The following is a 24690-nucleotide window of genomic DNA, read 5'->3' as shown; positions in this document are numbered from 1 at the left end:
CGGAAGCTAAGCTCTCCAGCGCCGATGGTACTGCACGGGGGACCGTGTGGGAGAGTAGGTCGCCGCCGAACAATTCGTGATGAAAGCCCCGTCGGGTAACCCGACGGGGCTTTCATGCGTTTTCTGTATTTCATCCCCCTTGAGCCGGCTTGTTCCCGGACCCCCCTTCCGGCTGTTACGCCAGGCTGCGGGTATCGTCAGGGGCATCATCGATACGGATTCACGGGAGGCCCGGGTGGAGGTCCAGGAGACGCGCGTCCAGACGGACCGTGTCCTCACCATCCCCAACATCCTCAGCATGGCGCGGCTCGTCGGTGTGCCGGTCTTCCTGTGGCTGATCCTCTGGCCGGAGTTCGGCGGCCCGAACGCCGACGGCTGGGCTCTGCTCGTCCTGGCGTTCAGCGGCGTCAGCGACTACCTGGACGGCAAACTCGCCCGGCGCTGGAACCAGATCAGCGGGCTCGGCCGCATCCTGGACCCGGCCGCGGACCGGCTGTACGTTCTCTCCACCCTTGTCGGGCTGACCTGGCGCGACATCCTTCCGCTGTGGCTGACGGGGCTGCTCCTGGCACGTGAGCTCATGCTGCTGGTCGCGGTCTGGGTCCTCGACCGGCACGGGTACGCTCCCCCGCAGGTCAACTTCCTGGGGAAAGCCGCCACCTTCAACCTGATGTACGCCTTCCCGTTGCTGCTGCTCAGTGACGGAAACGGGCTGATTCCGTCACTCGCTGCTATTTTCGGATGGGCGTTCGCAGGCTGGGGTACAACTCTCTACTGGTGGGCAGGGATCCTCTACGTGATCCAGGTCCGCCGACTTGTCAAGGCGGACACCGCTGCCGACTGAGCCCTTGCTTCCTTCGTGCTGTGAACCGGGCAGGCCCTCAAGGATCAGAGGCCTGCCCGGCGGGGCGCAGTCGGCATGAATGTCGTCTCTTCAAGGAGGACGCTTCCGAGATGAAGGCCGTCGTAATGGCCGGTGGCGAAGGCACCCGTCTTCGTCCTATGACCGCGAGTATGCCGAAGCCGCTGCTGCCGGTGGCCAACAGGCCCATCATGGAGCACGTGCTCAGGCTGCTCAAGCGGCATGGTCTCACCGAGACCGTGGTGACCGTACAGTTCCTGGCCTCGCTGGTCAAGAACTACTTCGGTGACGGCGAAGAGCTCGGTATGGAGCTCACCTACGCCAATGAGGAAAAGCCGCTCGGTACCGCCGGCAGCGTCAAGAACGCGGAGGAAGCCCTCAAGGACGACTCGTTCCTCGTCATCTCCGGCGATGCGCTCACCGATTTCGACCTGACCGAGCTCATCAACTTCCACCGTGAGCGCGGTGCGATGGTGACCGTGTGCCTCACCCGCGTGCCGAACCCCCTGGAGTTCGGCATCACCATCGTCGACGACGAGGGGAAGGTCGAACGGTTCCTGGAGAAGCCGACCTGGGGGCAGGTCTTCTCCGACACCGTCAACACCGGCATCTACGTCATGGAGCCGGAGGTCTTCGACTACGTCGAGCCCGATGTTCCCGTGGACTGGTCGGGGGACGTCTTCCCGCAGCTGATGAAGGAAGGCAAGCCGATCTACGGCTATGTCGCCGAGGGCTACTGGGAGGACGTCGGCACCCACGAGAGCTATGTGAAGGCCCAGGCGGACGTTCTCGAGGGGAAGGTCGACGTCGACATCGACGGCTTCGAGATCTCCCCGGGTGTCTGGATCGCCGAGGGCGCCGAAGTCCATCCGGACGCCGTCCTGAGGGGACCGCTGTACGTCGGCGACTACGCCAAGGTGGAGGCCGGCGCCGAGGTCCGCGAGCACACGGTCATCGGCTCCAACGTGGTCGTCAAGAGCGGTGCCTTCCTGCACAAGGCGGTGATCCACGACAACGTCTACATCGGTCCGCAGTCCAACCTCCGTGGCTGCGTCATCGGCAAGAACACCGATGTGATGCGTGCCGCCCGGATCGAGGACGGGGCGGTCATCGGTGACGAGTGTCTGGTCGGTGAGGAGTCCATCGTCCAGGGCAACGTCCGCGTCTACCCCTTCAAGACCGTCGAGGCGGGCGCGTTCGTCAACACCTCCGTCATCTGGGAGTCGCGCGGTCAGGCCCACCTGTTCGGCGCCCGCGGAGTCTCCGGCATCCTCAACGTGGAGATCACCCCGGAGCTGGCCGTACGACTCGCCGGAGCCTACGCCACCACCCTGAAGAAGGGCGCGACCGTCACCACCGCGCGCGACCACTCCCGAGGCGCGCGAGCCCTCAAGCGCGCGGTGATCTCGGCCCTTCAGGCGAGCGCCATCGATGTGCGCGACCTGGAGAACGTGCCGCTGCCCGTGGCCCGGCAGCAGACCGCCCGGGGCAGTGCGGGCGGCATCATGATCCGCACGACGCCGGGCATCCCCGACTCCGTCGACATCATGTTCTTCGACGAGAGGGGGGCCGACCTCTCCCAGGCGGGCCAGCGCAAGCTCGACCGCGTCTACGCCCGGCAGGAGTACCGCAGGGCGTTCCCCGGCGAGATCGGCGACCTGAGCTTCCCGGCGAGCGTGTTCGACTCCTACACGGGGACGCTGCTGAGGGCGGTGGACACCACCGGTGTCGCCGAGTCCGGGCTCAAGGTCGTCGTGGACGCCTCCAACGGCAGCGCCGGACTCGTCCTGCCCAGCCTGCTCGGCCGGCTCGGTGTCGACTCGCTGACGATCAACCCCGGTCTCGACGAGTCGAGGCCCACCGAGACCGCGGACACCCGCCGTTCCGGACTGGTGCGGCTGGGGGAGATCGTCGCCTCGGCCCGGGCGGCCTTCGGTGTCCGGTTCGACCCCGTGGGGGAGCGGATCTCCCTGGTCGACGAGCGCGGCAGGATCATCGAGGACCAGCGGGCACTGCTGGTGATGCTCGACCTGATCGCCGCCGAGCGGCGCAGCGGCAAGATCGCCCTGCCGGTGACCACGACCCGCATCGCCGAGCAGGTGGCCGCGTACCACGGCGCCCAGGTCGAGTGGACCACGACCTCGCCCGACGACCTCACCAGGGTCGGCCGGGACGACGCCACCATCTTCGGCGGCGACGGCCGGGGCGGGTTCATCGTGCCGGAGTTCAGCAGCGTCTTCGACGGCACGGCCGCCTTCGTGCGCCTGCTCGGGCTCGTGGCCCGTACGCAGCTCACGCTGAGCCAGATCGACGCCCGCATCCCGCAGGCCCACGTGCTGCGCCGTGACCTCGCCACACCCTGGGCGGTCAAGGGCCTGGTCATGCGGCGGGTCGTCGAGGCCGCGGGGGACCGCTACGTCGACACGACCGACGGCGTGCGCGTGGTGGAGCCCGACGGCCGCTGGGTCATGGTGCTGCCGGACCCGGCCGAGGCGGTCACGCACCTGTGGGCGGAGGGCCCCGACGACGCCTCCGCCCAGGCGCTGCTCGACGAGTGGTCGGCGGTGGTCGACAGCGCCGGACGCTGACCTCGCCGCTCCCCGAGCCCTGCGGGGCCTCCGCAAACCGCCGCGTTCCGGCGATCCGGAGGCCCCGTTCGGCGGTACCGGTCCGGACGTGCGACGATGTGCGGCATGTCGCAGCAGCACCCCGTACGGAGCACCCCCTCACGGCCTGCGCGACCCGATGCCTCCATGTCGCTCCTGACCAACGTGATGGAGCACAGCCTCGACGACGGCTACGCGGAGGCCGCGGCCCGTCGGGGCGCCGAAGGCCGGTCCGGGCTTCCCTGTACGCTGCGGGCCAAGCTCGGACTGGCCGCCGGTCTCGTCCTCGCCGCGCTGGTGGTCACGCTGGGAGCCGCCCAGGCCCGGTACGAGGCGCCCACGGACGCCAAGGAGCGTCAAGAGTTGATCGACCGGATCGAGGACGGCGGCGGGAACGCCGACGACCTGCAGAGGAACGTGGACGCACTCCGCCGGGAGGTCGCGGCGATGCAGCGCGAGGCGCTGAAGAAGCACGGCGGCGACCGGAGCGAACTCGTCGCGCTGCTGGCCGGGGCCGTACCGGTCGAGGGGCCGGGAATCAAGCTGGTCGTCGACGACGCCGAGGACGCCGGGCGGAGCGGGGGTGGAGGTCCCCGCGAGAGCACCGGCTTCGCCGACACCGGACGGGTGCGGGACAGGGACCTGCAACGTGTCGTCAACGGCCTGTGGGAGGCGGGGGCCGAGGCGATCTCGGTCAACGGCCAGCGTCTGACGGCCCTGTCCGCCATCCGAGCGGCCGGTGACGCCATACTCGTCGACAACAAACCGCTGGTGCCGCCGTACACGCTGCTCGCGGTCGGGGACGGCGAGAGGCTGAGCGACGAGTTCCAGGACAGCGGCGACGGCCGCTATCTGGCCGTGCTGCAGGACAGCTACGGCATCGTCACCCGCATCTCCGTGCAGGACGAGGTGCGGCTGCCCGCCGCTCCCAGCCTGACCGTCCGCACAGCCGAGCCCGTGAAGACAGGAGAGGGCAGTACATCGTGATCGCCGTTTTGGGCCTCATCGTGGGAGTCGTGGCCGGGCTCGTGGTCCGTCCCGTGGTGCCGACGGTCGTCGAGCCCTATCTGCCGATCGCCGTCGTGGCCGCGCTGGACGCGGTGTTCGGCGGCCTGCGCGCGATGCTGGACGGTATCTTCGACGACAAGGTCTTCGTCGTGTCGTTCCTGTCCAATGTGGTGGTGGCCGCCCTGATCGTCTTCCTCGGCGACAAGCTGGGCGTGGGTGCGCAGCTGTCGACAGGCGTCGTGGTGGTGCTGGGCATCCGTATCTTCTCCAATGCCGCCGCCATCCGGCGGCACGTGTTCCGGGCGTGAGAGAGCGATGAGCGACGACAAAACCCCGGGCGAAGACCCGGCACAGGAGCGGGAGAAGACCGCCGGGCCGGCGGAGCCGGAGGAATCCGGCCCCGGCGAGCGGCCGGTGCCGACCGGACGCGAGAGGCTGATCCGCGGGCTCTGGCCGCCGCGGGTGAACCGCAACCAACTCACCGTGGCGCTGCTGCTGTTCGTCCTCGGGCTGGGACTCGCCATCCAGGTCCGCTCCACCAGTGAGAACAGTCCGCTGCGCGGCGCGCGGCAGGAGGATCTCGTGCGGATCCTCGACGAGTTGGACAGCCGCACCGAGCGGCTGGAGGAAGAGAAGCGGAAACTGGAGAACCAGCGGTCGGAGCTGGAGAACAGCTCGAACCAGGCGGAGGAGGCCCGCCGCCAGACCCAGGAGCGGGCACGGCAGTTGGGCGTACTGGCAGGTACGGTGGCCGCCGAGGGGCCGGGCATCCGGATGACGGTGAGCGACCCGGTGGACGCGGTGGAGGCGCACATGCTGCTGGACACCATCCAGGAGTTGCGTGCCGCGGGCGCCGAGGCCATCGAGGTCAACGATGTACGTGTGGTGACGAGCACCCACTTCACGGACGACGGCGACGGCATCAGGATCGACGGCCGCAGGGTGTCGGCGCCCTATCGCTTCGAGGTCATCGGCCGGCCCCAGGACATCGAGCCCGCGCTCAACATCCCGGGCGGTGTCGTCCAGACTCTGGAGAAGGAGCAGGCCACCGTGTCCATAACCCGTTCAGAGAAGATCGTCGTGGATGCCTTGCGATCGGCGAAGCGCCCTGACTACGCTCAGTCGTCACCGCAGTGAGCCGATGCGAGAGAAACCGGGGGGTCGGCGGGCTTGCCGGCCTATGAGTAGGGGAAACTGTCCGAAGGCCGGGGACGTTGTGAAGATGTCCGGTACGGCCACTGTGAGCATTGAGGGTCTGTCCTGCCCCACGGGCGGGTCTGTTTCGTGCGAGGGGAATCGCCCGTGAGTTTTCTTGGGAAGTTGTTCGGCAAGCGTCAGGACTCCGGCGACGGTGCGCGTCACCGTGCGCAGCGAGGCGGCGAGGCTGCCGAGAACACGCAGCGTCCGCTCTTCCGGGACGAGGTCGCGCCCGGGGGCGGCGGCATAGGTTCGCAGACGCCGTCGGCCCCGGGAGGGGAGTCGGGCGTGTCGGTCTGCCCGAGGTGCGGGAACCACGTCGCCGAGACGAGCCGGTTCTGCTCCAACTGCGGTGCGCCGCTGCACGGCGGCGCCTCCGCGCCGGAGCGTTCGTCGGAGACGACCTCCACCATCTCGATCTCGGGCCTGGAGGCCTACGAGGCCGAGATGACGGGCCAGGCGGCGCCGCCGCTGTCGCCCGAGGCCCAGGCGGCCGTGGACGCCCTGCCGGCGGGCTCGGCGCTTCTGGTGGTGCGCCGGGGCCCGAACTCCGGAAGCCGCTTCCTGCTGGACAGCGAGCTGACGACGGCCGGGCGGCATCCGCAGAGCGACATCTTCCTCGACGACGTGACCGTCTCCCGGAGCCACGTGGAGTTCAGGCGTGGCCCGGACGGCCGGTTCACCGTCGCCGACGTCGGCAGCCTCAACGGCACGTATGTCAACCGCGAGCGGATCGACTCGGTCGTGCTCAACAACGGCGACGAGGTCCAGATCGGCAAGTACCGACTGGTCTTCTTCGCGAGCAAGCGGACCGTCTGATCCGACCGACCGTCCCGGGGACGCCCCATGCCGCAATCACGGTCCGGCGGTGCCCGCAAGGGCACCGCCGCCGAGGAACCAGGCCCGATGAGCATCGGAGCCGTACTCAACCTGCTGCGGGACGAGTTTCCCGAGGTGACGATCTCCAAGATCCGTTTCCTGGAGTCCGAGGGCCTGGTGGAGCCGCAGCGCACCCCGTCGGGCTACCGGAAGTTCAGCGCGGCGGACGTGGAGCGTCTGAGCCGTGTGCTGCGGCTGCAGCGTGATCACTACCTGCCGCTGCGGGTCATCCGGGAACAGCTCGACGCGCTCGACCGGGGAGAGGAGATCCGGCTGCCGGGCCCGACCCGGCCGGCCGACCCGCTGGACGGCATCCCGGCCCCGGCGGTCGCCCCGGACGCCGGGATCCCCGACGGCTCGGGGATCTCCGAGAGCCTCACCGCGGGGCGGGTGGGGCGCACCGAGCTGATGGCCGCCGCCGAGGTGGACGAGGAGCAGCTCGCCGAGTGGGAGACGTACGGGCTGATCGCTCCGGCCCGGGACGGCGGGTACGACGCCGAGACGGTCACCATCGCCCGGATCGTCGCCGATCTGGGACGGTACGGCCTGGAGCCCCGCCACCTGCGCATGGTGAAGGCCGCGGCCGAACGGGAGGCGGGGCTGATCGAGCAGCTTGTCGCGCCGCTGCGGCGGCACCGGAACCCGCAGACCAGAGCGCATGCCGAGACGACCGCGCGGGAGCTGGCGACGCTGGCGGTGCGGCTGCACGCCGCTCTGGTCCGGTCGGCGCTCAGGGCACGGCTCCACTGAGACGGCGGGCTGCTCGACTACCCAAAGAGGGCGGGCACGTCCTAGGGTTGCTGTGTGAACGAGCTCGACGTTGTGGGTGTCCGGGTCGAAATGCCCTCCAACCAGCCGATCGTTCTCCTGCGTGAAGTCGGAGGCGACCGGTACCTTCCCATCTGGATCGGTCCGGGCGAGGCGACCGCGATCGCCTTCGCCCAGCAGGGCATGACGCCCGCCCGCCCGCTGACCCATGACCTGTTCAAGGATGTTCTGGAAGCGGTGGGCCAGGAGCTCACCGCTGTGCGGATCACCGATCTGCGGGAGGGGGTCTTCTACGCCGAGCTGGTCTTCGCCAGTGGCGTGGAGGTGAGCGCGCGGCCGTCCGACGCCATAGCGCTGGCCCTGCGGACCGGGACGCCGATCTACGGCAGCGACGATGTGCTGGACGACGCCGGGATCGCGATCCCCGACGAGCAGGAGGACGAGGTGGAGAAGTTCCGCGAGTTCCTCGACCAGATCTCCCCGGAGGACTTCGGTACCAGCAACCAGTAGGGCGCGCACGCGGCGTCAGACCATTCCGGCACCCATTCCCGTGACGAGGGCACGCGAAACCACCCCTTGGGTGATTATCACCCGGCGTGCCGAGTGTGGCGATCGTTGACGCACCCCGGGTGACTGCCTACCGTCGATTGGGCAGGTCCCGGGGCATATCCGCGGGACGTGAAGGACGGAGGGTCGGCGTGAGAAGCACCGGCGACAGTAGGGCGGCGAGCGATCCGTACCCGTTGCACGGATCCTCCATACGGCCCCCTGCGCAGTCCGCCTCCGCAGCGCGGGACGCCGGCTCCGAGCTGATCGGCTACCGGGGTCCCACGGCGTGCGCGGCCGCGGGCATCACGTACAGGCAGCTGGACTACTGGGCCCGCACGGGGCTGGTCGAGCCGAGCGTCCGTCCGGCGTACGGCTCCGGAACCCAGCGGCTCTACAGCTTCCGCGACGTGGTGGTCCTCAAGATCGTCAAGCGGCTCCTGGACGCCGGGGTGTCCCTGCAGAACATCCGCGCGGCCGTGAAGCACCTGCGCTCGCGGGATCTCGGCGACCTCGCGCAGATGACGCTGATGAGCGACGGGGCGACGGTCTACGAGTGCTCCTCACCCGACGAGGTCGTCGACCTCCTCCAGGGCGGCCAGGGAGTCTTCGGGATCGCCGTCGGAGCGGTCTGGCGGGACGTCGAGGCGCTCCTGTCCCAGCTGCACGCCGAGCGGGTCGACACCGGGGAGACGCTGGTCGGGAACAACCCCGCCGACGAGCTGGCGCGGCGCCGCAACCGGGCGGGCTGACCGCCGGGGCGCCGCCCCGGACCGGCGCGGCCGGACACGTGCCCGGAAGACCGCAGGGCTTCCGGGCACGGGCCGGGAGGGCCGTCACGGTTGTCAGCGGCATAGGGCAGCATCGCAGGTGTGAGAGGGGCACCGACGATCCTGCACCTGGACATGGACGCGTTCTTCGCCGCCGTGGAGCAGGCGGCGAAGCCCAGCCTGCGCGGGAAACCCGTGATCGTCGGCGGTCTCGGGCCGCGCGGGGTGGTCGCCACCGCCTCCTACGAGGCCCGTCCCTTCGGAGTGCACTCGGCGATGCCGATGGCGCAGGCCCGGCGGCTGTGCCCCAACGCCGCCTACCTCACACCTCGCTTCGGCCTCTACCGACGGGTGAGCGACGTGGTGATGGGCCTGCTGCGCGAGCTGTCGCCGCTGGTGGAGCCGCTGAGCCTGGACGAGGCGTTCGTGGACCTCCGGGCGGGCGGTCTGGAGGTGGGGTCGGCCCGGGAGGCCCGAGCCGTCGGCGAACGGCTGCGCCGGGACATCCGGGCCGCCACGGGGCTCAGCGGCTCGGTCGGCCTGGCAGGGTCGAAGATGCTCGCCAAGATCGCCTCGGAGCGGGCCAAACCCGACGGGCTGGTGGTGATCCAGCCCGGCACGGAGCGGGCTCTGCTGGCTCCCATGCCGGTGCGGACGCTGCCCGGCGTGGGGCCGGCCACCGCCCAGACACTGCGCCGGGCGGGGGTGGCGACCGTCGGTGAGATCGTCGAGGCCGGGGAGGCGGAACTGGTCCGCCTGCTGGGCAGGGCACACGGCACGGCGCTGTACACGATGGCGCAGGGCATCGACGAGCGGCCGGTGGTGGCCGACCGGGACGCCAAGTCGGTCTCGGTGGAGGACACCTTCGACACCGACCTCACCGACCGCGCCCGGATCCACGCGGAGATCGCCCGGCTGGCCGACCGGTGCGTGGAGCGGTTGCGGAAGGCGGGACGCTCCGGACGCACGGTGGTGGTCAAGGTGCGCCGCTACGACTTCTCCACCCTCACCCGCTCCGAGACGCTGCGCGGTCCCACGGACGATCCGGCGGTCGTCAGGGAAGCCGCGGCCCGCCTCGTCGAGGGGGTGGACACCACCGCGGGGGTGCGGCTGCTGGGAGTGGGGGTGAGCGGTCTGGCCGACTTCACCCAGGAGGACCTGTTCGCCCAGGCCGCCGACGTCCTCCACACCGGCCGGCCGCGGCGGCCGGCTCCACCGGTGGAGCCGGCCGCCGCGGCCGGAGAGGTCTCGGGGAACGAACGCCGCTGGCTGCCCGGTCTGGACGTACGGCACGCACGGTACGGGCCGGGCTGGGTCCAGGGGAGCGGTCTGGGAAGGGTCACGGTGCGGTTCGAGGAACCGGGCTCGCCGCCGGGCCGGGTGCGCACCTTCGCGGTGGACGACCCCGAGCTGGAACCCTCGGAACCCCTTCCGCTGCCGACCGCTCAGCCCTCCGAGCCGGCGATCCGCCCGAAGGTGATCTCGTCGCCGGACACGGAGGCCTCGGCGGGCACGTCCAGCCCGTAGTGGCGGTAGAGCGTCAGCTCCTGCTCGGGGGAGAGGTGGTGGCCCACGCCGAAATCCGGCGCCCCCTTGACGAGGGAGCGCTCGAAGGGCACCCGCAGCACCCCGTCCACCACCTCGCTGGGCTCCAGCGGGACGAAGGCGTCACGGCCGAAGAGCCCGGTGCGCACCGCCGCCCACTCCGGCACGCCGGTGGCGTCGTCGAGGTACACCTCGTCCACGGTGCCTATCTTCTGTCCGTCGCGGTCGAACGCCTTGAGGCCTATCAGGTGCCGCGGATCGATGTCGGTTCGCACGGTCCCTCCAACTGCTCGCATAAGTCCGCGCCTGCTCGGAAACGGTCCCTACAAACAACGAAAGGGCACAATCGGTGCATCGGCCACTCGAAACCGGGGCCGGAACCGGAGCGGGGCCCGCGCCGTCCGTCGCTGGTAGGCTCTGAAACGGCTGCTGACCCCGAGCGGGAGAGTCCTCCGACGGCAGACGCCGGAGGCGCCGAAGGAGCAAATCCTCCCCGGAATCTCTCAGGCCCAGGTACCGCGCGGGTGAGGTCACTCTGGAAAGCAGGGCGGGCCGCGGACGAGCGACACCGCAGCCCCTCCTCACCGACGGTGAAAGCCGGGTCGCGGACACGGGCCGGTGAAGCTCTCAGGTCGAGATGACAGAGGGGGAGGCCGTTCGGGCGCCCGTGCCGTGGTGCCCCCCGCAGGTCGCAGAGACCAGGAGGCCTCCGCAGATGACACACGACCGCATCTCCCTCACCGCGCTGGAGCGGGGCACGCCCTTCGAGGACCGCCACATCGGCCCCGACGCCGGCGACCGGGCCAAGATGCTCGCCCAGGTGGGTTACGGATCGCTCGACGAGCTGACCGCCGCCGCGGTGCCCGAGGTGATCAGGAGCACCGAGGCGCTGAACCTGCCCGCGGCCCGCAGCGAGGCGGAGGTCCTCGCCGAACTGCGCTCCCTGGCCTCCCGCAACCAGGTGCTGCAGTCCATGATCGGCCTGGGCTACTACGGCACCTTCACTCCGCCGGTCATCATGCGCAACGTCATGGAGAACCCGGCCTGGTACACCGCCTACACGCCCTACCAGCCGGAGATCTCCCAGGGGCGCCTGGAGGCGCTGCTGAACTTCCAGACCATGGTGGCCGACCTGACCGGCCTGCCCACCGCCGGCGCCTCCCTGCTGGACGAGGGCACCGCCGCGGCCGAGGCCATGGCGCTCTCCCGCCGCGTGGGCAAGGTCAAGGACGGCGTGTTCCTGGTGGACGCCGACTGCCTGCCGCAGACCATCGCCGTGGTCGAGACCCGCGCCGAACCCACCGGCGTCGAGATCGTGGTCGCCGACCTGTCCGACGGGATCCCCGCCGAGGTCGCCGAGCGCGGCGTCTTCGGCGTGCTGCTGCAGTACCCGGGAGCCTCGGGCGCCGTGCGCGACCTGCGGCCCGTCGTGGAGCGGGCGCACGAGCTGGGGGCCGTCGTCACCGTCGCAGCCGACCTGCTCGCCCTGACCCTGCTGACCCCGCCCGGCGAGCTGGGCGCCGACATCGCGGTGGGCACCACCCAGCGCTTCGGGGTGCCGATGGGCTTCGGCGGACCGCACGCCGGATACATGGCCGTACGGGAGGCGTACGCGCGCAGCCTGCCCGGCCGGCTGGTCGGCGTCTCGGTGGACGCCGACGGCACCACGGCCTACCGCCTGGCCCTGCAGACGCGCGAGCAGCACATCCGCCGCGAGAGGGCCACCAGCAACATCTGCACCGCCCAGGTGCTGCTCGCCGTGATGGCCTCGATGTACGCCGTCTACCACGGCCCCGACGGGCTGGCCGCCATCGCCCGCCGCACCCACCGCTACGCCGCCGTCCTGGCGGCGGGGCTGCGCGAGGGCGGGGTCGAGGTCGTGCACGACGCGTTCTTCGACACCGTCACCGCGCGGGTTCCGGGGCGGGCCGCCGAGGTCGTCGCCGCCGCCCGGGAGGCCGGGATCAACCTGCGCCAGGACGGCGCCGACCTGGTCGGCGCCGCCTGCGACGAGACCACCCGGCGCGAGCACCTCGCCGCCGTCTGGGAGGCCTTCGGGGTGCGGGCCCGCGCCGGGGACGTCGACAGGCTGGACGCCGCCGCCGGCGACGCCCTGCCCGGCGGACTGCTGCGCGAGAGCGGCTACCTGACGCACCCCGTCTTCCACCGGCACCGTTCCGAGACCTCGATGCTGCGTTACCTGCGCCGGCTCGCCGACCGGGACTACGCCCTGGACCGCGGCATGATCCCGCTGGGCTCGTGCACGATGAAGCTCAACGCCACCACCGAGATGGAGCCGGTCACCTGGCCGGAGTTCGGCGGTCTGCACCCCTTCGCGCCCGCCGAGCAGGCCGAGGGCTACCTGACGCTGATCCGGGAGCTGGAGGAGCGGCTGGCCGAGGTCACCGGCTACGACAAGGTCTCCCTCCAGCCCAACGCCGGGTCGCAGGGCGAGCTGGCCGGCCTGCTGGCGGTACGGGCCTACCACCGCGCCAACGGCGAGGAGCGGCGCACCGTCTGCCTCATCCCGTCCTCCGCGCACGGCACCAACGCGGCCAGCGCGGTGATGGCCGGGATGAAGGTCGTGGTGGTCAAGACGGGCGAGAACGGCGACGTGGACGTCGAGGACCTGCGGGCGAAGATCGACAAGCACCGCGAGGAGCTCGCGGTGCTGATGGTGACCTATCCCTCCACCCACGGGGTGTTCGAGGAGCACATCACCGACATCTGCGCGGCCGTCCACGACGCCGGCGGCCAGGTCTACGTCGACGGCGCCAACCTCAACGCGCTGGTCGGCCTGGCCAGGCCGGGGAAGTTCGGCGCGGACGTCTCCCACCTGAACCTGCACAAGACGTTCTGCATCCCGCACGGCGGCGGCGGCCCGGGCGTCGGGCCGATCGGAGTGCGCGCCCACCTGGCGCCCTACCTGCCCAACCACCCGCTCCAGCCCGCGGCCGGTCCGGAGACGGGTGTGGGGCCGATCTCGGCGGCGCCGTGGGGATCGGCGGGCATCCTGCCGATCTCGTGGGCGTACGTGCGGCTGATGGGCGCCGAGGGGCTGCGCCGCGCCACGCAGGTGGCGGTGCTGGGCGCCAACTACGTCGCCAAGCGGCTGGAGCCGCACTACCCGGTGCTCTACACCGGCCCGGGCGGCCTGGTCGCGCACGAGTGCATCATCGACGTCCGCCCGCTGACCAAGGCCACCGGCGTCACCATCGACGACGTCGCCAAGCGGCTGATCGACTACGGCTTCCACGCCCCGACGATGTCCTTCCCCGTGGCCGGGACGCTGATGATCGAGCCCACCGAGAGCGAGGACCTCGCGGAGCTGGACCGCTTCTGCGACGCGATGATCGCGATCCGGGCCGAGATCGAGAAGGTCGCCTCGGGCGAGTGGAGCGTGGAGGACAACCCGCTGCGCAACGCCCCGCACACGGCGGCGCAGATCGCGGGGGAGTGGGGGCGGCCCTACGGGCGTGAGGAGGCGGCCTTCCCCGGGGGCGTCGTCGCGGCCGACAAGTACTGGCCTCCGGTGCGGCGCATCGACGGAGCCTACGGAGACCGCAACCTGGTCTGCTCGTGCCCGCCGCTGGACGAGTACGACGGCTGACGGCCCGCCCGCCGCGGCAGCGCGGAACGGAAGGGCGCGGGACAGCGCGGGACAGGGAGCGCGGGCGCCCCGGCATGTGCCGGGGCGCCCGCGCTCCCGTACGCCGGGACCCTGGAGCGGGCGCGCCGCGGCCTCAGGCCGCGGTCGTGACGTGTCCGGTGACCAGCGGCCGGTGGGGTGCGATGATCCGCCCGTCCGGCAGCAGCTCACCGGTGTCCTCGAAGAGGAGGACGCCGTTGCACAGCAGACTCCAGCCCTGTTCCGGGAAGTGCGCCACCAGGTGGGCGGCCTCGCGGTCGGGGGAGTCGGCTGACGGGCAGGGTGGTTGGTGCTGGCACATGATGGGGTTCTTTCGCTGCGGTGTGGTGGTGCTGCGATTCGAGGTGTCTTCCATGACCGCCCCCGTATCTGTCGGTCGGCCCAGTCTGGCCGTAGAAGGAGGAATTCCGCAGGGATTTCGGCGCAGCTCTTCCCACAGTTTGGCGGCGCGCGCCCTTCCCGGGTGAGCGCGGAGGAAAGAGTAATCCGTTCGGGTGGTGTTGCCACCGAGAAAGACTAGTCAATGAGGTGGGGGGAACAGCGCGATGCCCCGCGGCCGTCGGGCCGCGGGGCATCGCACCTGCGGTTGTGCCGCGCGTCTCCCTCAGGCGGGCGTGCCCAGCAGGGGCGGAGGCACCAGCCGGCGGGTCAGCAGCGGCAGCAGGCCGTCGACACGGTGCGGGCGGTGCGCGGCGATCCCCGGCGGCGCCGGGGCCAGCGGCACCAGCAGGTCGTCCGGTGCGGGGGAGCCGCCCGCGGCGTCGGCCTCCGTGTCGCCGTGGAGCCACAGCGTGAGCATGTACAGCTCCGGCACGGACAGCAGCCGCGGCTGGTACGTCGTCGGCAGCGTCTCGGCCAGCGCCAGGGCGGTCTCGGTGGAGGCGATGAACGGCCCCTCGCAGAAGTGGGAGAACGTCCAGCCGTCCGCCGTGAGCATGGCCTCGGCGGCCCCCACCACGCCATGGGCGTCGCGCAGCAGGAAGCGCCAGCCGGTCAGTCGGGTGCGGGGCGGGCCGGCCGCGGCCGTGATCCCGTCCAGCACGTGGAGGGGCAGGGGGAGGTCCGGTCGCACGGAGCCTGTCCGGGCCTGCGGACCGGGAGGGGTGAACTTGCCGCGGAGACCGGTGGAGGAACCGAGGGCCGCGTGCACGCTGCGCAGAGCGGGTGCCGGGGCCGGTTGGACACGCAGGGGCATGGTGGGTCGCCTCTCGCTCGGAGACACGGTGGTGCTCAGCAGGCGCGGACGGCGCTGTCGGCGTACTGGGAGGCCACGAAAGGGGCCGGAGGGAAGGCTTCGACGGAACGGCGCTCGTGTGAGGAGCCGCGTCTCGGCCGCTTTTGTGGAGTTTATACGACGGGTGTTCAGTCGGTGTTTCGACTAGCCGTCTCGCATGTTACCGGCAAGGGGGCATCAGGACATTTTTCCGGGGGTTTCATCTGCGAGTCCTCGGACGACAGGCCGCTGACCTCGGGAATGATTGGCTATGCGGTCGTCTGTATCTTTTCGGTATTTCTCACAAGTGAGGATCCGTATGCCGTCGGCAACCATCTGTGCCGGAAGCCGCATGCCTTGGGAATGTGCCCGGTGAAAGCCGTCGGCATCAGCTTAGCGTCCTCCGCCCGCAGATGGTGCGTTATCTCTCGCATCGGCGGGGCATCATCCGGTCACGGTTCACTGGAGGAGGGACGCTTCGATGGGCGAGAAGGTCGTGGCCGGCGAGTTCGGCCTGTCCGACCGCCAGCACTACAGGGACAGGCTCCACCGGTGTCTCGAGGGGCTGCGGCGCCTGCTGGACGAGCAGCGCTTCGACCGTCCGCGCGACCTCATGGGGCTGGAGATCGAGCTCAACCTCGCGGATGCCGAGGGGATGCCCCGGATGATGAACACCGAGGTACTGGAGCGCATTGCGAGCCGGGATTTCCAGACGGAACTGGGGCAGTTCAATCTGGAGGTGAATATCCTTCCGCACCGGTTGTCCGGGCGCGTGCTGGACCAGCTCGCGGAGGAGTTGCGCACCGGGTTGGCCTATGCCGACCGCAAGGCGGGGGAGCTCGGCGCGCGCATCGTGATGATCGGCATTCTGCCGACGCTCACCGGGGACGACCTGGTCTCCGCGAACCTCACCGCCGTCGACCGCTACACCATGCTGAACGACCAGGTCATGGCCAGCCGAGGCGAGGAGGTCGTCCTGGACATCGAGGGGGTGGAGCGCCTGCGGTACACCTCGTCCTCCATCGCCCCGGAGGCGGCCTGCACCTCCGTCCAGCTCCACCTGCAGGTGACGCCCGACCGGTTCGCCGACGTGTGGAACGCCGCCCAGGTCATCTCGGCCGTTCAGGTGGCGGTGGGCGCCAACTCGCCCTTCCTGTTCGGCCGCGAGCTGTGGCGCGAGTCCCGTCCTCCGCTCTTCCTCCAGGCCACCGACACCAGGCCGCCCGAGCTGATCGCCCAGGGGGTGCGGCCCCGCACCTGGTTCGGCGAGCGGTGGATCTCGTCGGCGTACGACCTGTTCGAGGAGAACGTCCGCTACTTCCCGTCCCTGCTGCCCATCCGCGGCGACGAGGACCCGCTGGAGGTCCTCGACGGCGGAGGCGTCCCCTCGCTGCACGAACTGGTCCTGCACAACGGCACCATCTACCGCTGGAACCGCCCCGTGTACGCCGTCTCGGACGGGGTGCCGCACCTGCGCGTGGAGAACCGGGTGCTGCCGGCCGGTCCCACCGTCACCGACGTCCTGGCCAACACGGCCCTGTACTACGGGCTGGTGCGCGCGATGGCGGACGAGGCACGCCCGGTGTGGAGCCGGATGCCGTTCTCCGCCGCGGCCGAGAACTTCGACAACGCCTGCCGCCACGGCATGGAGGCCCAGCTGTGGTGGCCCCGCCCCGGACGCGGCGGCTCCCTGGCGGCCGTCCCCGTGGACCGGCTGGTGCGGGAGGAGCTGCTGCCGATGGCCGCCGCCGGCCTGGACGCCTGGGGCATCGAGCCCGGCGACCGGGACCGCTACCTGTCGGTCGTCGACGAGCGCTGCCGCCGACGCGTCAACGGCGCCTCCTGGCAGGCCACCTCCTACCACCGGGCCCTGGACGCCGGGCTGGACCGGGAGAAGGCCCTGGCTGCGACGGTGCGGCGCTACTGCGAGCTGGTCCGCACCGGGGAGCCGGTGCACGGCTGGCCGGTGGGCCCGTAGCCCACCCCGCCCGGCCCCGCCGGGAACCCCGCGGCCGGCGGACGGAGGCGGTGGGGCAAGCTGTTCGTCCCGGGCCGGGAGGCACCGGCGGGAGGAACGGCCGAACAGGAGGCGGAGTGCGACCAGGCGTGCGGGACGGGGAACGCGAACCGGAACACCCGGGGCACCGGGGCGGGGACCGGGAGCACGGCGGGGAGCCGGGCGGGGGCGCGGTGCCGCGCCGGGTCCTGGGCCACGAGACGCTGCTCGTCCTGGGGCTGTCGCTGGGAGCGAGCGGGGTGTCGGCGCTCATCAGCTTCGCCGGGGCGCTGACCAGGCCCGGCGGCCTGGAGGACCAGGCGGCGCGGCTCAACGGCTCCCACGCCCCCGACCGCCCCTGGCTGGACCTGGCCTGGCAGCTGTTCGGCATCGCCACCGCCCTGGTGCCGGTGCTGCTCGTCGCGCACCTCCTCACCCGCGAGGGGGCCGGCGGCCGGGGCGGGCCGGGACTGCGGGGGATCGGGTTCGACCTGCGCCGGCCCGGGTTCGACCTGGGCTGGGGCGCGGTGGTCGCGGCGGGCATAGGCGGCAGCGGACTGCTGCTCTACCTCGGTGCGCGGGCGAGCGGGCTCAACCTCACGGTGGTGCCCGAGTCGCTGCCGGACGTGTGGTGGAAGATCCCGGTCCTGATCGCCTCGGCGATCCAGAACTCCGTGGTCGAGGAGGTCATCGTCGTCGGCTACCTGCTGCGCAGGCTCGACGGGCTGGGCTGGAGCCCGGTGGCCGCGCTGGCGGCCAGTTCCCTGCTGCGCGGCTCGTACCACCTCTACCAGGGCATCGGCGGGTTCGTCGGCAACGTGGCGATGGGCGTGATCTTCGTGCTGCTGTACCGGCGGTGGGGGCGGGTCGGCCCGCTGGTCGCGGCGCACGCGCTGATCGACATCGTGGCGTTCGTCGGGTACGCGCTGCTGGCGGGCCGGGTGGACTGGCTGCCCACCGCCTGAGACCCGTCCCGCCCGTGCGCCCCGCCCGCACGGGCGGGGCGTTTCCCGTGGGTCCTCCCACGCGCTCCCTCACGGTCCGGTGAGCAGCTCCCCGTCGACGACGGTGACGGCGTCGCCGGTCAGCAGCGTGCGCTCGCCGCGCAGCGTGGTGCGGACCAGACCGGTGCGGGCCGACGCCTGGAGGCCGGTCAGCGTCTCGCGGCCGAGGCGGGCCGACCACAGGGGTGCGAGCGCGGTGTGGGCGCTGCCCGTCACCGGGTCCTCGTCGATGCCGACGGCCGGGCCGAAGAAGCGCGAGACGAAGTCGTAGGGGGCGTCCTCCTCGGCCGCCCGCGCGGTGACGACGACGCCCCGGTGGGGCAGGCGTGCCACGGCGGCGAGGTCCGGGGCCAGGGTGCGCACGGTCTTCTCGTCGGCCAGCTCGACCAGCAGGTCGCCGACGTTCTCGCCCGTGTCGTACGCGGAGAGCACCTCGGCGCCCAGGGCCGCGCCGATCTCCTCGCCGACGGAGACCTCGGTGAGCGGGGCGGTGGGGAAGTCCAGGGTGATCGAGCCGTCCCGGGCCGCGGTGGCGGTGAGGACGCCGCTGCGGGAGGCGAACCGGACGGTGCCCGTGGCGGCGCCGGTGGTGTGGAGGACGTGGGCGGTGGCGAGCGTCGCGTGCCCGCACAGGTTGACCTCGGTGGCGGGGGTGAACCAGCGCAGCGCCCAGTCGGCCCCGGCGTCCCCGGGCAGCGGATGCGCGAAGGCGGTCTCGGAGAGGTTGACCTCGGCGGCGATCCGCTGGAGCCGGTCGTCGCCGGGGAACGGCCCGGAGTCCAGCAGCACGACGCCGGCCGGGTTGCCCGCGAAGGGACGGTCGGTGAACGCGTCGACGATACGGATTCTCATGATCGCGAGCCTAGTGAGCGGGTGAGGCGCGGGGACACGGCCAGTTCCGGATGAGTGGCATCGCCGCCCGGTGGATCCGGGGGCTTGCTGGCGACACAGTTCCGATATATCGTTGAAGTGTCTGGATCGATCGGTGGAATATTGCGATCGATCGACTTCCACGGAGGATCCCGCGACAGGAAGAAGGCACGGACGATGCGCACCCCAGGACACGACCACGGACACCACGGCCCGGGCCCCGGCTTCCGCCGCGCCGCCTTCGGCCCCTTCGGTCCGCCCTTCGGAGCGGACGGCCCCTTCTTCGGAGGACGGGGACGAGGACGCGGCGGACCGCACCGCCGGGCCCGGCGCGGCGACGTGAGGGCCTCGATCCTCGCCCTGCTCGCGGACCGGCCCATGCACGGCTACGAGATGATCCGGGAGATCGCCGAACGCAGCGGCGGAGCGTGGAAGCCCAGCCCCGGATCCGTCTACCCCACCCTCCAGCTCCTGGAGGACGAGGGGCTGATCACCAGCGCCAGCGAGAGCGGCAAGAAGCTCTTCTCGCTCACCGGGGCCGGACGGGCCGAGGCCGAGGAGGGCCCCGAGGCCCCCTGGGAGGAGGCCGGACGCGGCATCGACTGGGAGGCGATGAACGAGGTGCGCAAGGCGGGCACCGGACTCGTCGAGGCCTTCCGGCAGGTGTGGGCCACCGGAACGCCCGAGCAGCGGGAGAAGGCCCTGGCCGTCGTCAACGACGCGCGCAGGCGGCTCTACCTCATCCTCGCCGACGAGGACTGACGGGAGGACGCCGAGAGCCCGGCCGGGGGACCGGGCCCGGTGCGGCGCCGCCCGCACCGGGCCCCGCGCGCCTAACCTGGCCGACGCCCGCAACCGTCCCGCAGGAGGCCACCGGATGCACCGCGACACCGTGACGGCGACCGGAGCGGACACCCGGCGCCGGCTCCCCCGCACGGACGTGGTGCTCGCCGATCCGCGCCTGGCCGGGGCCGCGGGACGGCTGGGCCGCACACTGGTGAGATCGGTCGTCGCCCGCACCCTGGAGCGCGCCCGGAGGGGGGAGATCCCGCCGGAGGCGGTCGCCGACGCCGCTGCCGCCGCGCTGCCCGGGACGGCCGGAGGACTGCGGCCGGTGATCAACGCCACCGGCGTCCTGCTCCACACCAACCTGGGCCGCGCACCGCTGTCGAAGGCCGCCCGGGAGGCGATGGCCGCGGCCTGCGGCCCCACCGACGTGGAACTGGACCTGGCCACCGGCACCCGCTCCCGGCGCGGCGCCTCGGCCGTGGCGGCCCTGGCCGAGGCCGTGCCGCCCGCCGAGGCCGCCCATGTGGTCAACAACGGCGCCGCCGCCCTGGTGCTGGCCGCGACCGCGCTCGCCGCGGGGAAGGAGATCGTCGTCAGCCGGGGCGAGATGGTCGAGATCGGCGACGGGTTCCGCCTCCCGGACCTGCTGGTCTCCACCGGCGCGCGGCTCCGCGAGGTCGGCACCACCAACCGCACCGGCGCCGGCGACTACGCGGCGGCTATCGGCCCCGGCACCGGCTTCGTGCTGAAGGTGCACCCCTCCAACTTCCGCGTCACCGGCTTCACCCGCTCGGCCTCCGTCGCCGAACTGGCCCGGCTGGGCGTCCCCGTCGTCGCCGACATCGGCTCCGGGCTGCTGCGGCCCGAGCCCGCGCTGCCCGACGAGCCGGACGCCACCGGCTGGCTGCGCGCGGGCGCGTCCCTGGTCACCGCCAGCGGCGACAAACTCCTGGGCGGCCCGCAGTGCGGACTGATCCTCGGCCGCGCCGACCTCGTCCGGCGCCTCTCCCGCCACCCGCTCGCCCGCGCGCTGCGCGTCGACAAACTGACACTGGCCGCCCTGGAGGCCACCGTGCGGGGCCCCGCCACCCCGGTCCACGCCATGCTCCACGCCGACCCCCGGCGCCTGCGGACGCGCGCCGAAGACCTCGCCGCCGAGCTGCGCGGCACGGGCATCGACGCACACGCCGCCGACAGCGAGGCCGCGGTCGGCGGCGGAGGCGCCCCCGGCGTCACCCTGCCCAGCGCGGCCGTGTCCCTGCCCGGGGAGTACGCCGCGCGCCTGCGGCGGGGCACGCCCGCCGTGCTGGGGCACGTCGAGGACGGGCGGTGCCTGCTGGACCTGCGCACCGTGCCCGAGGAGCAGGACGCCGACGTCGCGGACGCCGTACGGCGGGCGGGCAGGGCCGCCGGCACCGGCCCGGACGAGGGAAGGGGGTGACCGGCCCGTGCACGTCGTCGCCACCGCCGGGCACGTCGACCACGGCAAGTCGTCGCTGCTCCGGGCCCTCACCGGCATGGAACCCGACCGGTGGGAGGAGGAGCGCCGCCGGGGCCTCACCCTCGACCTGGGCTTCGTGTGGACGCGCCTGCCCGGCGGCGGGCGGATCGCCTTCGTGGACGTCCCCGGCCACGAGAGGCTGGTCGGCAACATGCTCGCCGGTATCGGCCCCGTCCCCGCCGTCCTGCTGGTGGTCGCCGCCGACCAGGGATGGCAGCCGCAGTCGGAGGAGCACCTCGCCGTCCTGGACGCCCTGCGGGTACGGCACGGAGTGCTCGCCGTCACCCGCAGCGACCTCGCCGACCCGGCGCCCGTGCGCGCGGACGCGCTCGCCAGGATCGCCCGGACCTCGCTGGGAAGCACCGAGGCCGTGTCCGTCAGCTCCGTCACCGGAGAGGGCCTGGACGACCTGCGGGCCGCCCTGGTCCGGCTGACCGCCGCCCTGCCGGAGCCGGACCGCGCCGCCGACGTGCGGCTGTGGGTGGACCGGGCGTTCACCGTGCGCGGCCGCGGCACCGTGGTCACCGGGACGCTCGCCGCGGGCACGATCCGCACCGGCGACCGCCTCGTGACGGCCTGTGGCGGCACGGCCGTCCGCGTCCGCGGCCTCCAGGCCCTCAGGGAGGACCGGGAGGAGGTGGGCGCGGTCGCCCGCGTCGCGGTCAACGTCCACGGCGCCGCCGCCGACGCCCTCCACCGGGGCGACGCGCTGCTCACCCCCGGACGCTGGCTCACCACCGCCCTGCTGGACGTACGGCTGCACGGCGACCCGGCGGCCGACCTGCCCCGGGACCTCGTCCTCCACGCCGGATCCGCCGCCGTCCCCGCCGGCGTCCGGCCGCTGGGCGAGGACACCGCCCGGCTGACGCTCGTCCGCCCGCTGCCGCTGCGGGTGGGCGACACCGCACTGCTGCGCGACCCCGCCCGGCACCGGATCCCCGCCGGGCTCACCGTGCTCGACGTCCGCCCGCCCCGGCTGGAGCGGCGCGGCGCGGGACGGGCGCGGGCCCGCCAGCTGGAGACGGCGACCGGCACCCCGGACGGGGCGGCGGAGCTGCGCCGCCGCGGACTGGTCCGGCGCGCGGAACTGCTGGCCATGGGGGTGCCGCCCCCGGCCGAGCCCGTCGCCGGGGACTGGCTCGCCGACCCCGGCCACTGGGCGGCGCTGCGGAGGCGCCTGGCCGAGGTGGTCGAGGAGCACGCGGCACGGCACCCCATGGACCCCGGACTGCCCACCGAGGCCGCCCGCCGGGCCCTCGGCCTGCCCGAACGCGCCCTGGTACAGGCCCTGGTGGACACCGCCCCCCCGGGCGGGCCCCGGCTGGAGCGGCGCGACGGCCGCGTCTACGGCAACAGCGCCCGCCCCCGACTGCCGCCCCGGGTGAGGGAGGCGGTCGACGCCGTCCGCGCCGAGCTGCGCCGCGCCCCCTTCCGCGCGCCGGAGGCGCACCGGCTGGCCGAACTCGGCCTGGCCCCGAACGTGATCGCCGCCGCCGTCGCCGCGGGCGCCCTGCTGAGGATCGGGGACGGGATCGTGCTGCTGCCCGGCGCCGACACCAGGGCGGCCGCACTCCTGGCCCGGCTGGAGCAGCCGTTCACCGCCGCCGAGGCGCGCCGCGCCCTGGACACCACGCGCCGGGTCGTGATCCCCCTGCTGGAGCACCTGGACGCGCGCGGGCTGACGGTGCGCCTGGACGGCACCCGTCGCCGCTGCGCGCCGCCCGCCGGCCCGGACGCCCCCTGACGGGCTGCCGGGCGGCGGCCGGAGCGGGCTGCCCCGAACGGACCGCGCGGGTGGTGGGCTCCGGGGCGAGCGGTGAGGCTGGGAAGGGCGACCGGACCGTGGAGAGGTGCCCCGATGCTGATGCCGATGCTGTTGCCGACACCGAAGCCGACACCGGTCCCGACGCCGAGGCCGGGATCGAGGACGGCGCCGGGGCCGGCGTCGAACCGCGGCGACCTGGGGCTGCTGGTCCTCAGGGTGGGCACGGGCGGTCTCCTCTTCGCACACGGCGCCCAGAAGCTGTTCGGATGGTTCGGCGGGCACGGGCTGGAGGGCACCCGGCAGGCGATGGAGCAGATGGGCTTCCGGCCCGGCGGGCAGAGCGCGCTCGCCGCGGGGGCGGCCGAGGCGGGCGGCGGCGCACTGCTGACGCTGGGGCTGGCCACACCGGCCGCGGGGGCCGCGGTCGCGGGAACCATGGCGGGAGCGGTGTCGGTCCACGCACCGGCGGGCTTCTTCGTCACCGAGGGCGGCTACGAGTACCCGGCCTTCCTCGGGTTCGTCGCCACCTGTCTGGCCGTCACCGGGCCCGGGCGCCACTCCTTGGACCGGCTGCTGGGCCACCGGTTCAACCGCCCCTGGATGACGGCCGCCTGCTTCGTGGCGAGCGCCGCGGCGGCCGCCGTCGTACTGCGCCGCCGGGCCGGAGCGCTCGGCAGCGGCCCCGAGCAGGCCACCCCTCCCGGCGCGGGGCCCCTTCCGTCCTGAAGCGTCACAACCGGTGCCCGGCGGCCGCGTCACGGCCGCCGGGCACCGGGCGTGCGATCAGGTGCCCGGCTTGCGGCCGTAGACGTAGACGTCGTCGCCGTTCTTCAGCAGGCTCCAGTACGCCGCGGCGTCGTCGGGACGCATGTTGACGCAGCCGTGCGAACCCGGCGGCGACCACACGCTGCCCTTGATGGAGTGGAACGCCTGCCCGCCGTCGAAGAACTGGCTGTAGGGCATGGCCACGTCGTAGATCGTCGACCAGTGGTTCTTGTTGCGCCAGTAGATCTTCTTGGCGCCGGTGCGCGTCTCGTACCCGTCGCGTCCGGTCCGCACCGGGACGGGGCCCTTGACGAGCTTCTTCCCGTCCTGGATCCAGCTCAGCTGGCGGGTGAGGTCGACGCAGGCGATGCGGCCCTTGTTCGTCGGGCACTTCCCGGCCTTGTTCGGGTTCTTCCCCGCGGCCTTCTGCTTGTTCATCAGGTTCATCACGCCCCAGGTGACGGGGCCGGCGTAACCGATGTTGGGCGATATGCCGTGCTTGGTCTGGAAGGACCGGATCGCCTTGCAGTCCGAGGGGGACTGCCTGCCGTCCACCTTCAGGCCGAGAAAGCCCTCGACCTGCTTCTGGTGGGGACCCGTGCTCGTGGTGCAGGCCGGCGCCGCGTGCGCCGGGGCGGCGCCGGCGGCGACCGCCAGGGGCGCGGCCACCGCCGCGGCGGCGAGCAGCGCCCCGAGTCTGCGGCCCTGGGCCGCTGGTGTGCGCATGGTCGTGTGTCTCCCTCCCCGTGTACCCGCCCGCGGCGGCGGGGCGCCGACCGCGTCCGGTTGTGCGTGCCGAGGAGACGGGCGGGTACGGGGTGCGCCGGGGCGCCGTCTCCTCGCTGGAGTCAGACGACGGACCGGGCCGTTCGGTTGTACGGGAGCACGTCACGAATCGGACGTTCTTCCGCCCGGCGTCCGGGCGCCGGGCGGAAGCGGGGACGCCGGCGTTCCGCG

At 72.5% G+C, this 24690-nt stretch carries 22 protein-coding genes, 1 rRNA gene and 1 riboswitch; of the genes, 18 read left to right on the top strand and 5 right to left on the bottom strand.

Annotation, left to right across the window (positions count from 1 at the left end; genetic code table 11):
* The 11 genes from rrf to ABD358_RS09010 all read left to right on the top strand — a co-directional run.
* Positions 1-71: ribosomal RNA gene (gene rrf / locus ABD358_RS09060) — 5S ribosomal RNA — on the top strand; the annotation flags it as partial.
* A 164-nt stretch (positions 72-235) separates the two neighbouring features.
* Complete coding sequence (clsA, locus tag ABD358_RS09055) at positions 236-844, top strand: cardiolipin synthase ClsA (protein WP_344630350.1); 609 nt, start codon at positions 236-238, stop codon at positions 842-844.
* A gap of 110 nt (positions 845-954) precedes the next feature.
* Complete coding sequence (locus tag ABD358_RS09050) at positions 955-3450, top strand: sugar phosphate nucleotidyltransferase (protein ID WP_344630349.1); 2496 nt, start codon at positions 955-957, stop codon at positions 3448-3450.
* A 96-nt stretch (positions 3451-3546) separates the two neighbouring features.
* On the top strand, positions 3547-4455 hold the full coding sequence (locus ABD358_RS09045; RefSeq protein ID WP_344630348.1) for a DUF881 domain-containing protein: 909 nt from the start codon (positions 3547-3549) through the stop codon (positions 4453-4455).
* Entirely contained in the window at positions 4452-4784 is a 333-nt protein-coding gene (locus ABD358_RS09040) for a small basic family protein (protein ID WP_027750352.1), read from the top strand. The genes ABD358_RS09045 and ABD358_RS09040 overlap by 4 nt, the downstream gene beginning before the upstream one ends.
* A 7-nt stretch (positions 4785-4791) precedes the next feature.
* Positions 4792-5613, top strand: coding sequence for a DUF881 domain-containing protein (locus ABD358_RS09035; protein WP_344630347.1), 822 nt, complete (start codon positions 4792-4794; stop codon positions 5611-5613).
* 165 nt (positions 5614-5778) lie between these two features.
* Positions 5779-6492 carry an FHA domain-containing protein gene (locus tag ABD358_RS09030; protein WP_344630346.1) on the top strand — a complete coding sequence of 238 codons (714 nt, stop codon included), beginning with the start codon at positions 5779-5781 and terminating at the stop codon, positions 6490-6492.
* A gap of 27 nt (positions 6493-6519) precedes the next feature.
* Positions 6520-7302: a transcriptional regulator FtsR gene (ftsR, locus tag ABD358_RS09025; protein WP_344630345.1), complete on the top strand. Its 783-nt coding sequence runs from the start codon at positions 6520-6522 to the stop codon at positions 7300-7302.
* A 54-nt stretch (positions 7303-7356) separates the two neighbouring features.
* Positions 7357-7830 carry a bifunctional nuclease family protein gene (locus ABD358_RS09020; RefSeq protein WP_344630344.1) on the top strand — a complete coding sequence of 158 codons (474 nt, stop codon included), beginning with the start codon at positions 7357-7359 and terminating at the stop codon, positions 7828-7830.
* Between the two features lie 188 nt (positions 7831-8018).
* On the top strand, positions 8019-8618 hold the full coding sequence (locus tag ABD358_RS09015; protein WP_344630343.1) for a MerR family transcriptional regulator: 600 nt from the start codon (positions 8019-8021) through the stop codon (positions 8616-8618).
* Between the two features lie 120 nt (positions 8619-8738).
* Complete coding sequence (locus tag ABD358_RS09010) at positions 8739-10163, top strand: DNA polymerase IV (protein WP_344630342.1); 1425 nt, start codon at positions 8739-8741, stop codon at positions 10161-10163.
* Here the strand turns inward: ABD358_RS09010 and ABD358_RS09005 are convergent.
* Entirely contained in the window at positions 10082-10477 is a 396-nt protein-coding gene (locus ABD358_RS09005) for a PRC-barrel domain-containing protein (protein WP_344630341.1), read from the bottom strand. The genes ABD358_RS09010 and ABD358_RS09005 overlap by 82 nt on opposite strands.
* A 134-nt stretch (positions 10478-10611) precedes the next feature.
* Positions 10612-10710, top strand: a riboswitch (glycine riboswitch).
* A 186-nt stretch (positions 10711-10896) separates the two neighbouring features.
* Between ABD358_RS09005 and gcvP the strand changes: the two genes are divergently transcribed.
* Entirely contained in the window at positions 10897-13791 is a 2895-nt protein-coding gene (gene gcvP / locus ABD358_RS09000) for an aminomethyl-transferring glycine dehydrogenase (protein WP_344630340.1), read from the top strand.
* Positions 13792-13924: 133 nt separating this feature from the next.
* On the opposite strand, the gene ABD358_RS08995 is transcribed toward gcvP, so the two are convergent.
* Complete coding sequence (locus tag ABD358_RS08995; RefSeq protein ID WP_344630370.1) at positions 13925-14131, bottom strand: DUF5999 family protein; 207 nt, start codon at positions 14129-14131, stop codon at positions 13925-13927.
* A gap of 303 nt (positions 14132-14434) precedes the next feature.
* Entirely contained in the window at positions 14435-15025 is a 591-nt protein-coding gene (locus tag ABD358_RS08990) for a hypothetical protein (protein WP_344630339.1), read from the bottom strand.
* Between the two features lie 499 nt (positions 15026-15524).
* Between ABD358_RS08990 and ABD358_RS08985 the strand changes: the two genes are divergently transcribed.
* Together ABD358_RS08985 and ABD358_RS08980 are read left to right on the top strand one after the other, a co-directional pair.
* Positions 15525-17021 (top strand): glutamate-cysteine ligase family protein, encoded by a 1497-nt coding sequence (locus tag ABD358_RS08985; RefSeq protein ID WP_344630338.1) that lies wholly within the window; start codon positions 15525-15527, stop codon positions 17019-17021.
* A 212-nt stretch (positions 17022-17233) separates the two neighbouring features.
* The gene (locus ABD358_RS08980; protein ID WP_344630369.1) at positions 17234-18004 is read left to right on the top strand and encodes a CPBP family intramembrane glutamic endopeptidase; all 771 of its coding nucleotides are present in this window, start codon (positions 17234-17236) and stop codon (positions 18002-18004) included.
* A 69-nt stretch (positions 18005-18073) separates the two neighbouring features.
* Here the strand turns inward: ABD358_RS08980 and ABD358_RS08975 are convergent, their stop codons facing one another.
* A complete protein-coding gene (locus ABD358_RS08975; RefSeq protein ID WP_344630337.1) occupies positions 18074-18895 on the bottom strand; it encodes a PhzF family phenazine biosynthesis protein in 822 nt (273 codons plus the stop codon).
* Positions 18896-19090: 195 nt separating this feature from the next.
* Between ABD358_RS08975 and ABD358_RS08970 the strand changes: the two genes are divergently transcribed.
* The 4 genes from ABD358_RS08970 (at position 19091) to ABD358_RS08955 (ending at position 23694) form a co-directional block, all read left to right on the top strand.
* Positions 19091-19675 (top strand): PadR family transcriptional regulator, encoded by a 585-nt coding sequence (locus ABD358_RS08970; protein WP_344630336.1) that lies wholly within the window; start codon positions 19091-19093, stop codon positions 19673-19675.
* Between the two features lie 115 nt (positions 19676-19790).
* Positions 19791-21143, top strand: a complete 1353-nt coding sequence (selA, locus tag ABD358_RS08965) for an L-seryl-tRNA(Sec) selenium transferase (protein WP_344630335.1) — start codon at positions 19791-19793, stop codon at positions 21141-21143.
* A 7-nt stretch (positions 21144-21150) separates the two neighbouring features.
* Positions 21151-22947 (top strand): selenocysteine-specific translation elongation factor, encoded by a 1797-nt coding sequence (gene selB, locus ABD358_RS08960; protein ID WP_344630334.1) that lies wholly within the window; start codon positions 21151-21153, stop codon positions 22945-22947.
* A 114-nt stretch (positions 22948-23061) separates the two neighbouring features.
* On the top strand, positions 23062-23694 hold the full coding sequence (locus ABD358_RS08955) for a DoxX family protein (RefSeq protein WP_344630333.1): 633 nt from the start codon (positions 23062-23064) through the stop codon (positions 23692-23694).
* Positions 23695-23751: 57 nt separating this feature from the next.
* Here ABD358_RS08955 and ABD358_RS08950 read toward each other — a convergent pair whose 3' ends face one another.
* Positions 23752-24459 carry a L,D-transpeptidase family protein gene (locus ABD358_RS08950; protein WP_344630332.1) on the bottom strand — a complete coding sequence of 236 codons (708 nt, stop codon included), beginning with the start codon at positions 24457-24459 and terminating at the stop codon, positions 23752-23754.
* Between the last annotated feature and the right edge of the window lie 231 nt (positions 24460-24690).

Source organism: Streptomyces glaucosporus, from assembly GCF_039533345.1.
GTDB classification, from domain to species: Bacteria; Actinomycetota; Actinomycetes; order Streptomycetales; family Streptomycetaceae; genus Streptomyces; species Streptomyces glaucosporus.
The sequence above is the reverse complement of the archived record's forward strand: the minus strand, read 5'-3'. Positions and strand labels throughout refer to the sequence as shown.

Coding starts and splice junctions, on each gene's coding strand:
- ABD358_RS09050 (WP_344630349.1), top strand. CDS start 955: ATGAAGGCCGTCGTAATGGCCGGTGGCGAAGGCACCCGTCTTCGTCCT.
- ABD358_RS09045 (WP_344630348.1), top strand. CDS start 3,547: ATGTGCGGCATGTCGCAGCAGCACCCCGTACGGAGCACCCCCTCACGG.
- ABD358_RS09035 (WP_344630347.1), top strand. CDS start 4,792: ATGAGCGACGACAAAACCCCGGGCGAAGACCCGGCACAGGAGCGGGAG.
- ftsR (WP_344630345.1), top strand. CDS start 6,520: ATGCCGCAATCACGGTCCGGCGGTGCCCGCAAGGGCACCGCCGCCGAG.
- ABD358_RS09005 (WP_344630341.1), bottom strand. CDS start 10,477: ATGCGAGCAGTTGGAGGGACCGTGCGAACCGACATCGATCCGCGGCAC.
- gcvP (WP_344630340.1), top strand. CDS start 10,897: ATGACACACGACCGCATCTCCCTCACCGCGCTGGAGCGGGGCACGCCC.
- ABD358_RS08995 (WP_344630370.1), bottom strand. CDS start 14,131: ATGTGCCAGCACCAACCACCCTGCCCGTCAGCCGACTCCCCCGACCGC.
- ABD358_RS08990 (WP_344630339.1), bottom strand. CDS start 15,025: ATGCCCCTGCGTGTCCAACCGGCCCCGGCACCCGCTCTGCGCAGCGTG.
- ABD358_RS08985 (WP_344630338.1), top strand. CDS start 15,525: ATGGGCGAGAAGGTCGTGGCCGGCGAGTTCGGCCTGTCCGACCGCCAG.
- ABD358_RS08975 (WP_344630337.1), bottom strand. CDS start 18,895: ATGAGAATCCGTATCGTCGACGCGTTCACCGACCGTCCCTTCGCGGGC.
- ABD358_RS08970 (WP_344630336.1), top strand. CDS start 19,091: ATGCGCACCCCAGGACACGACCACGGACACCACGGCCCGGGCCCCGGC.
- selA (WP_344630335.1), top strand. CDS start 19,791: ATGCACCGCGACACCGTGACGGCGACCGGAGCGGACACCCGGCGCCGG.
- ABD358_RS08955 (WP_344630333.1), top strand. CDS start 23,062: ATGCTGATGCCGATGCTGTTGCCGACACCGAAGCCGACACCGGTCCCG.
- ABD358_RS08950 (WP_344630332.1), bottom strand. CDS start 24,459: ATGCGCACACCAGCGGCCCAGGGCCGCAGACTCGGGGCGCTGCTCGCC.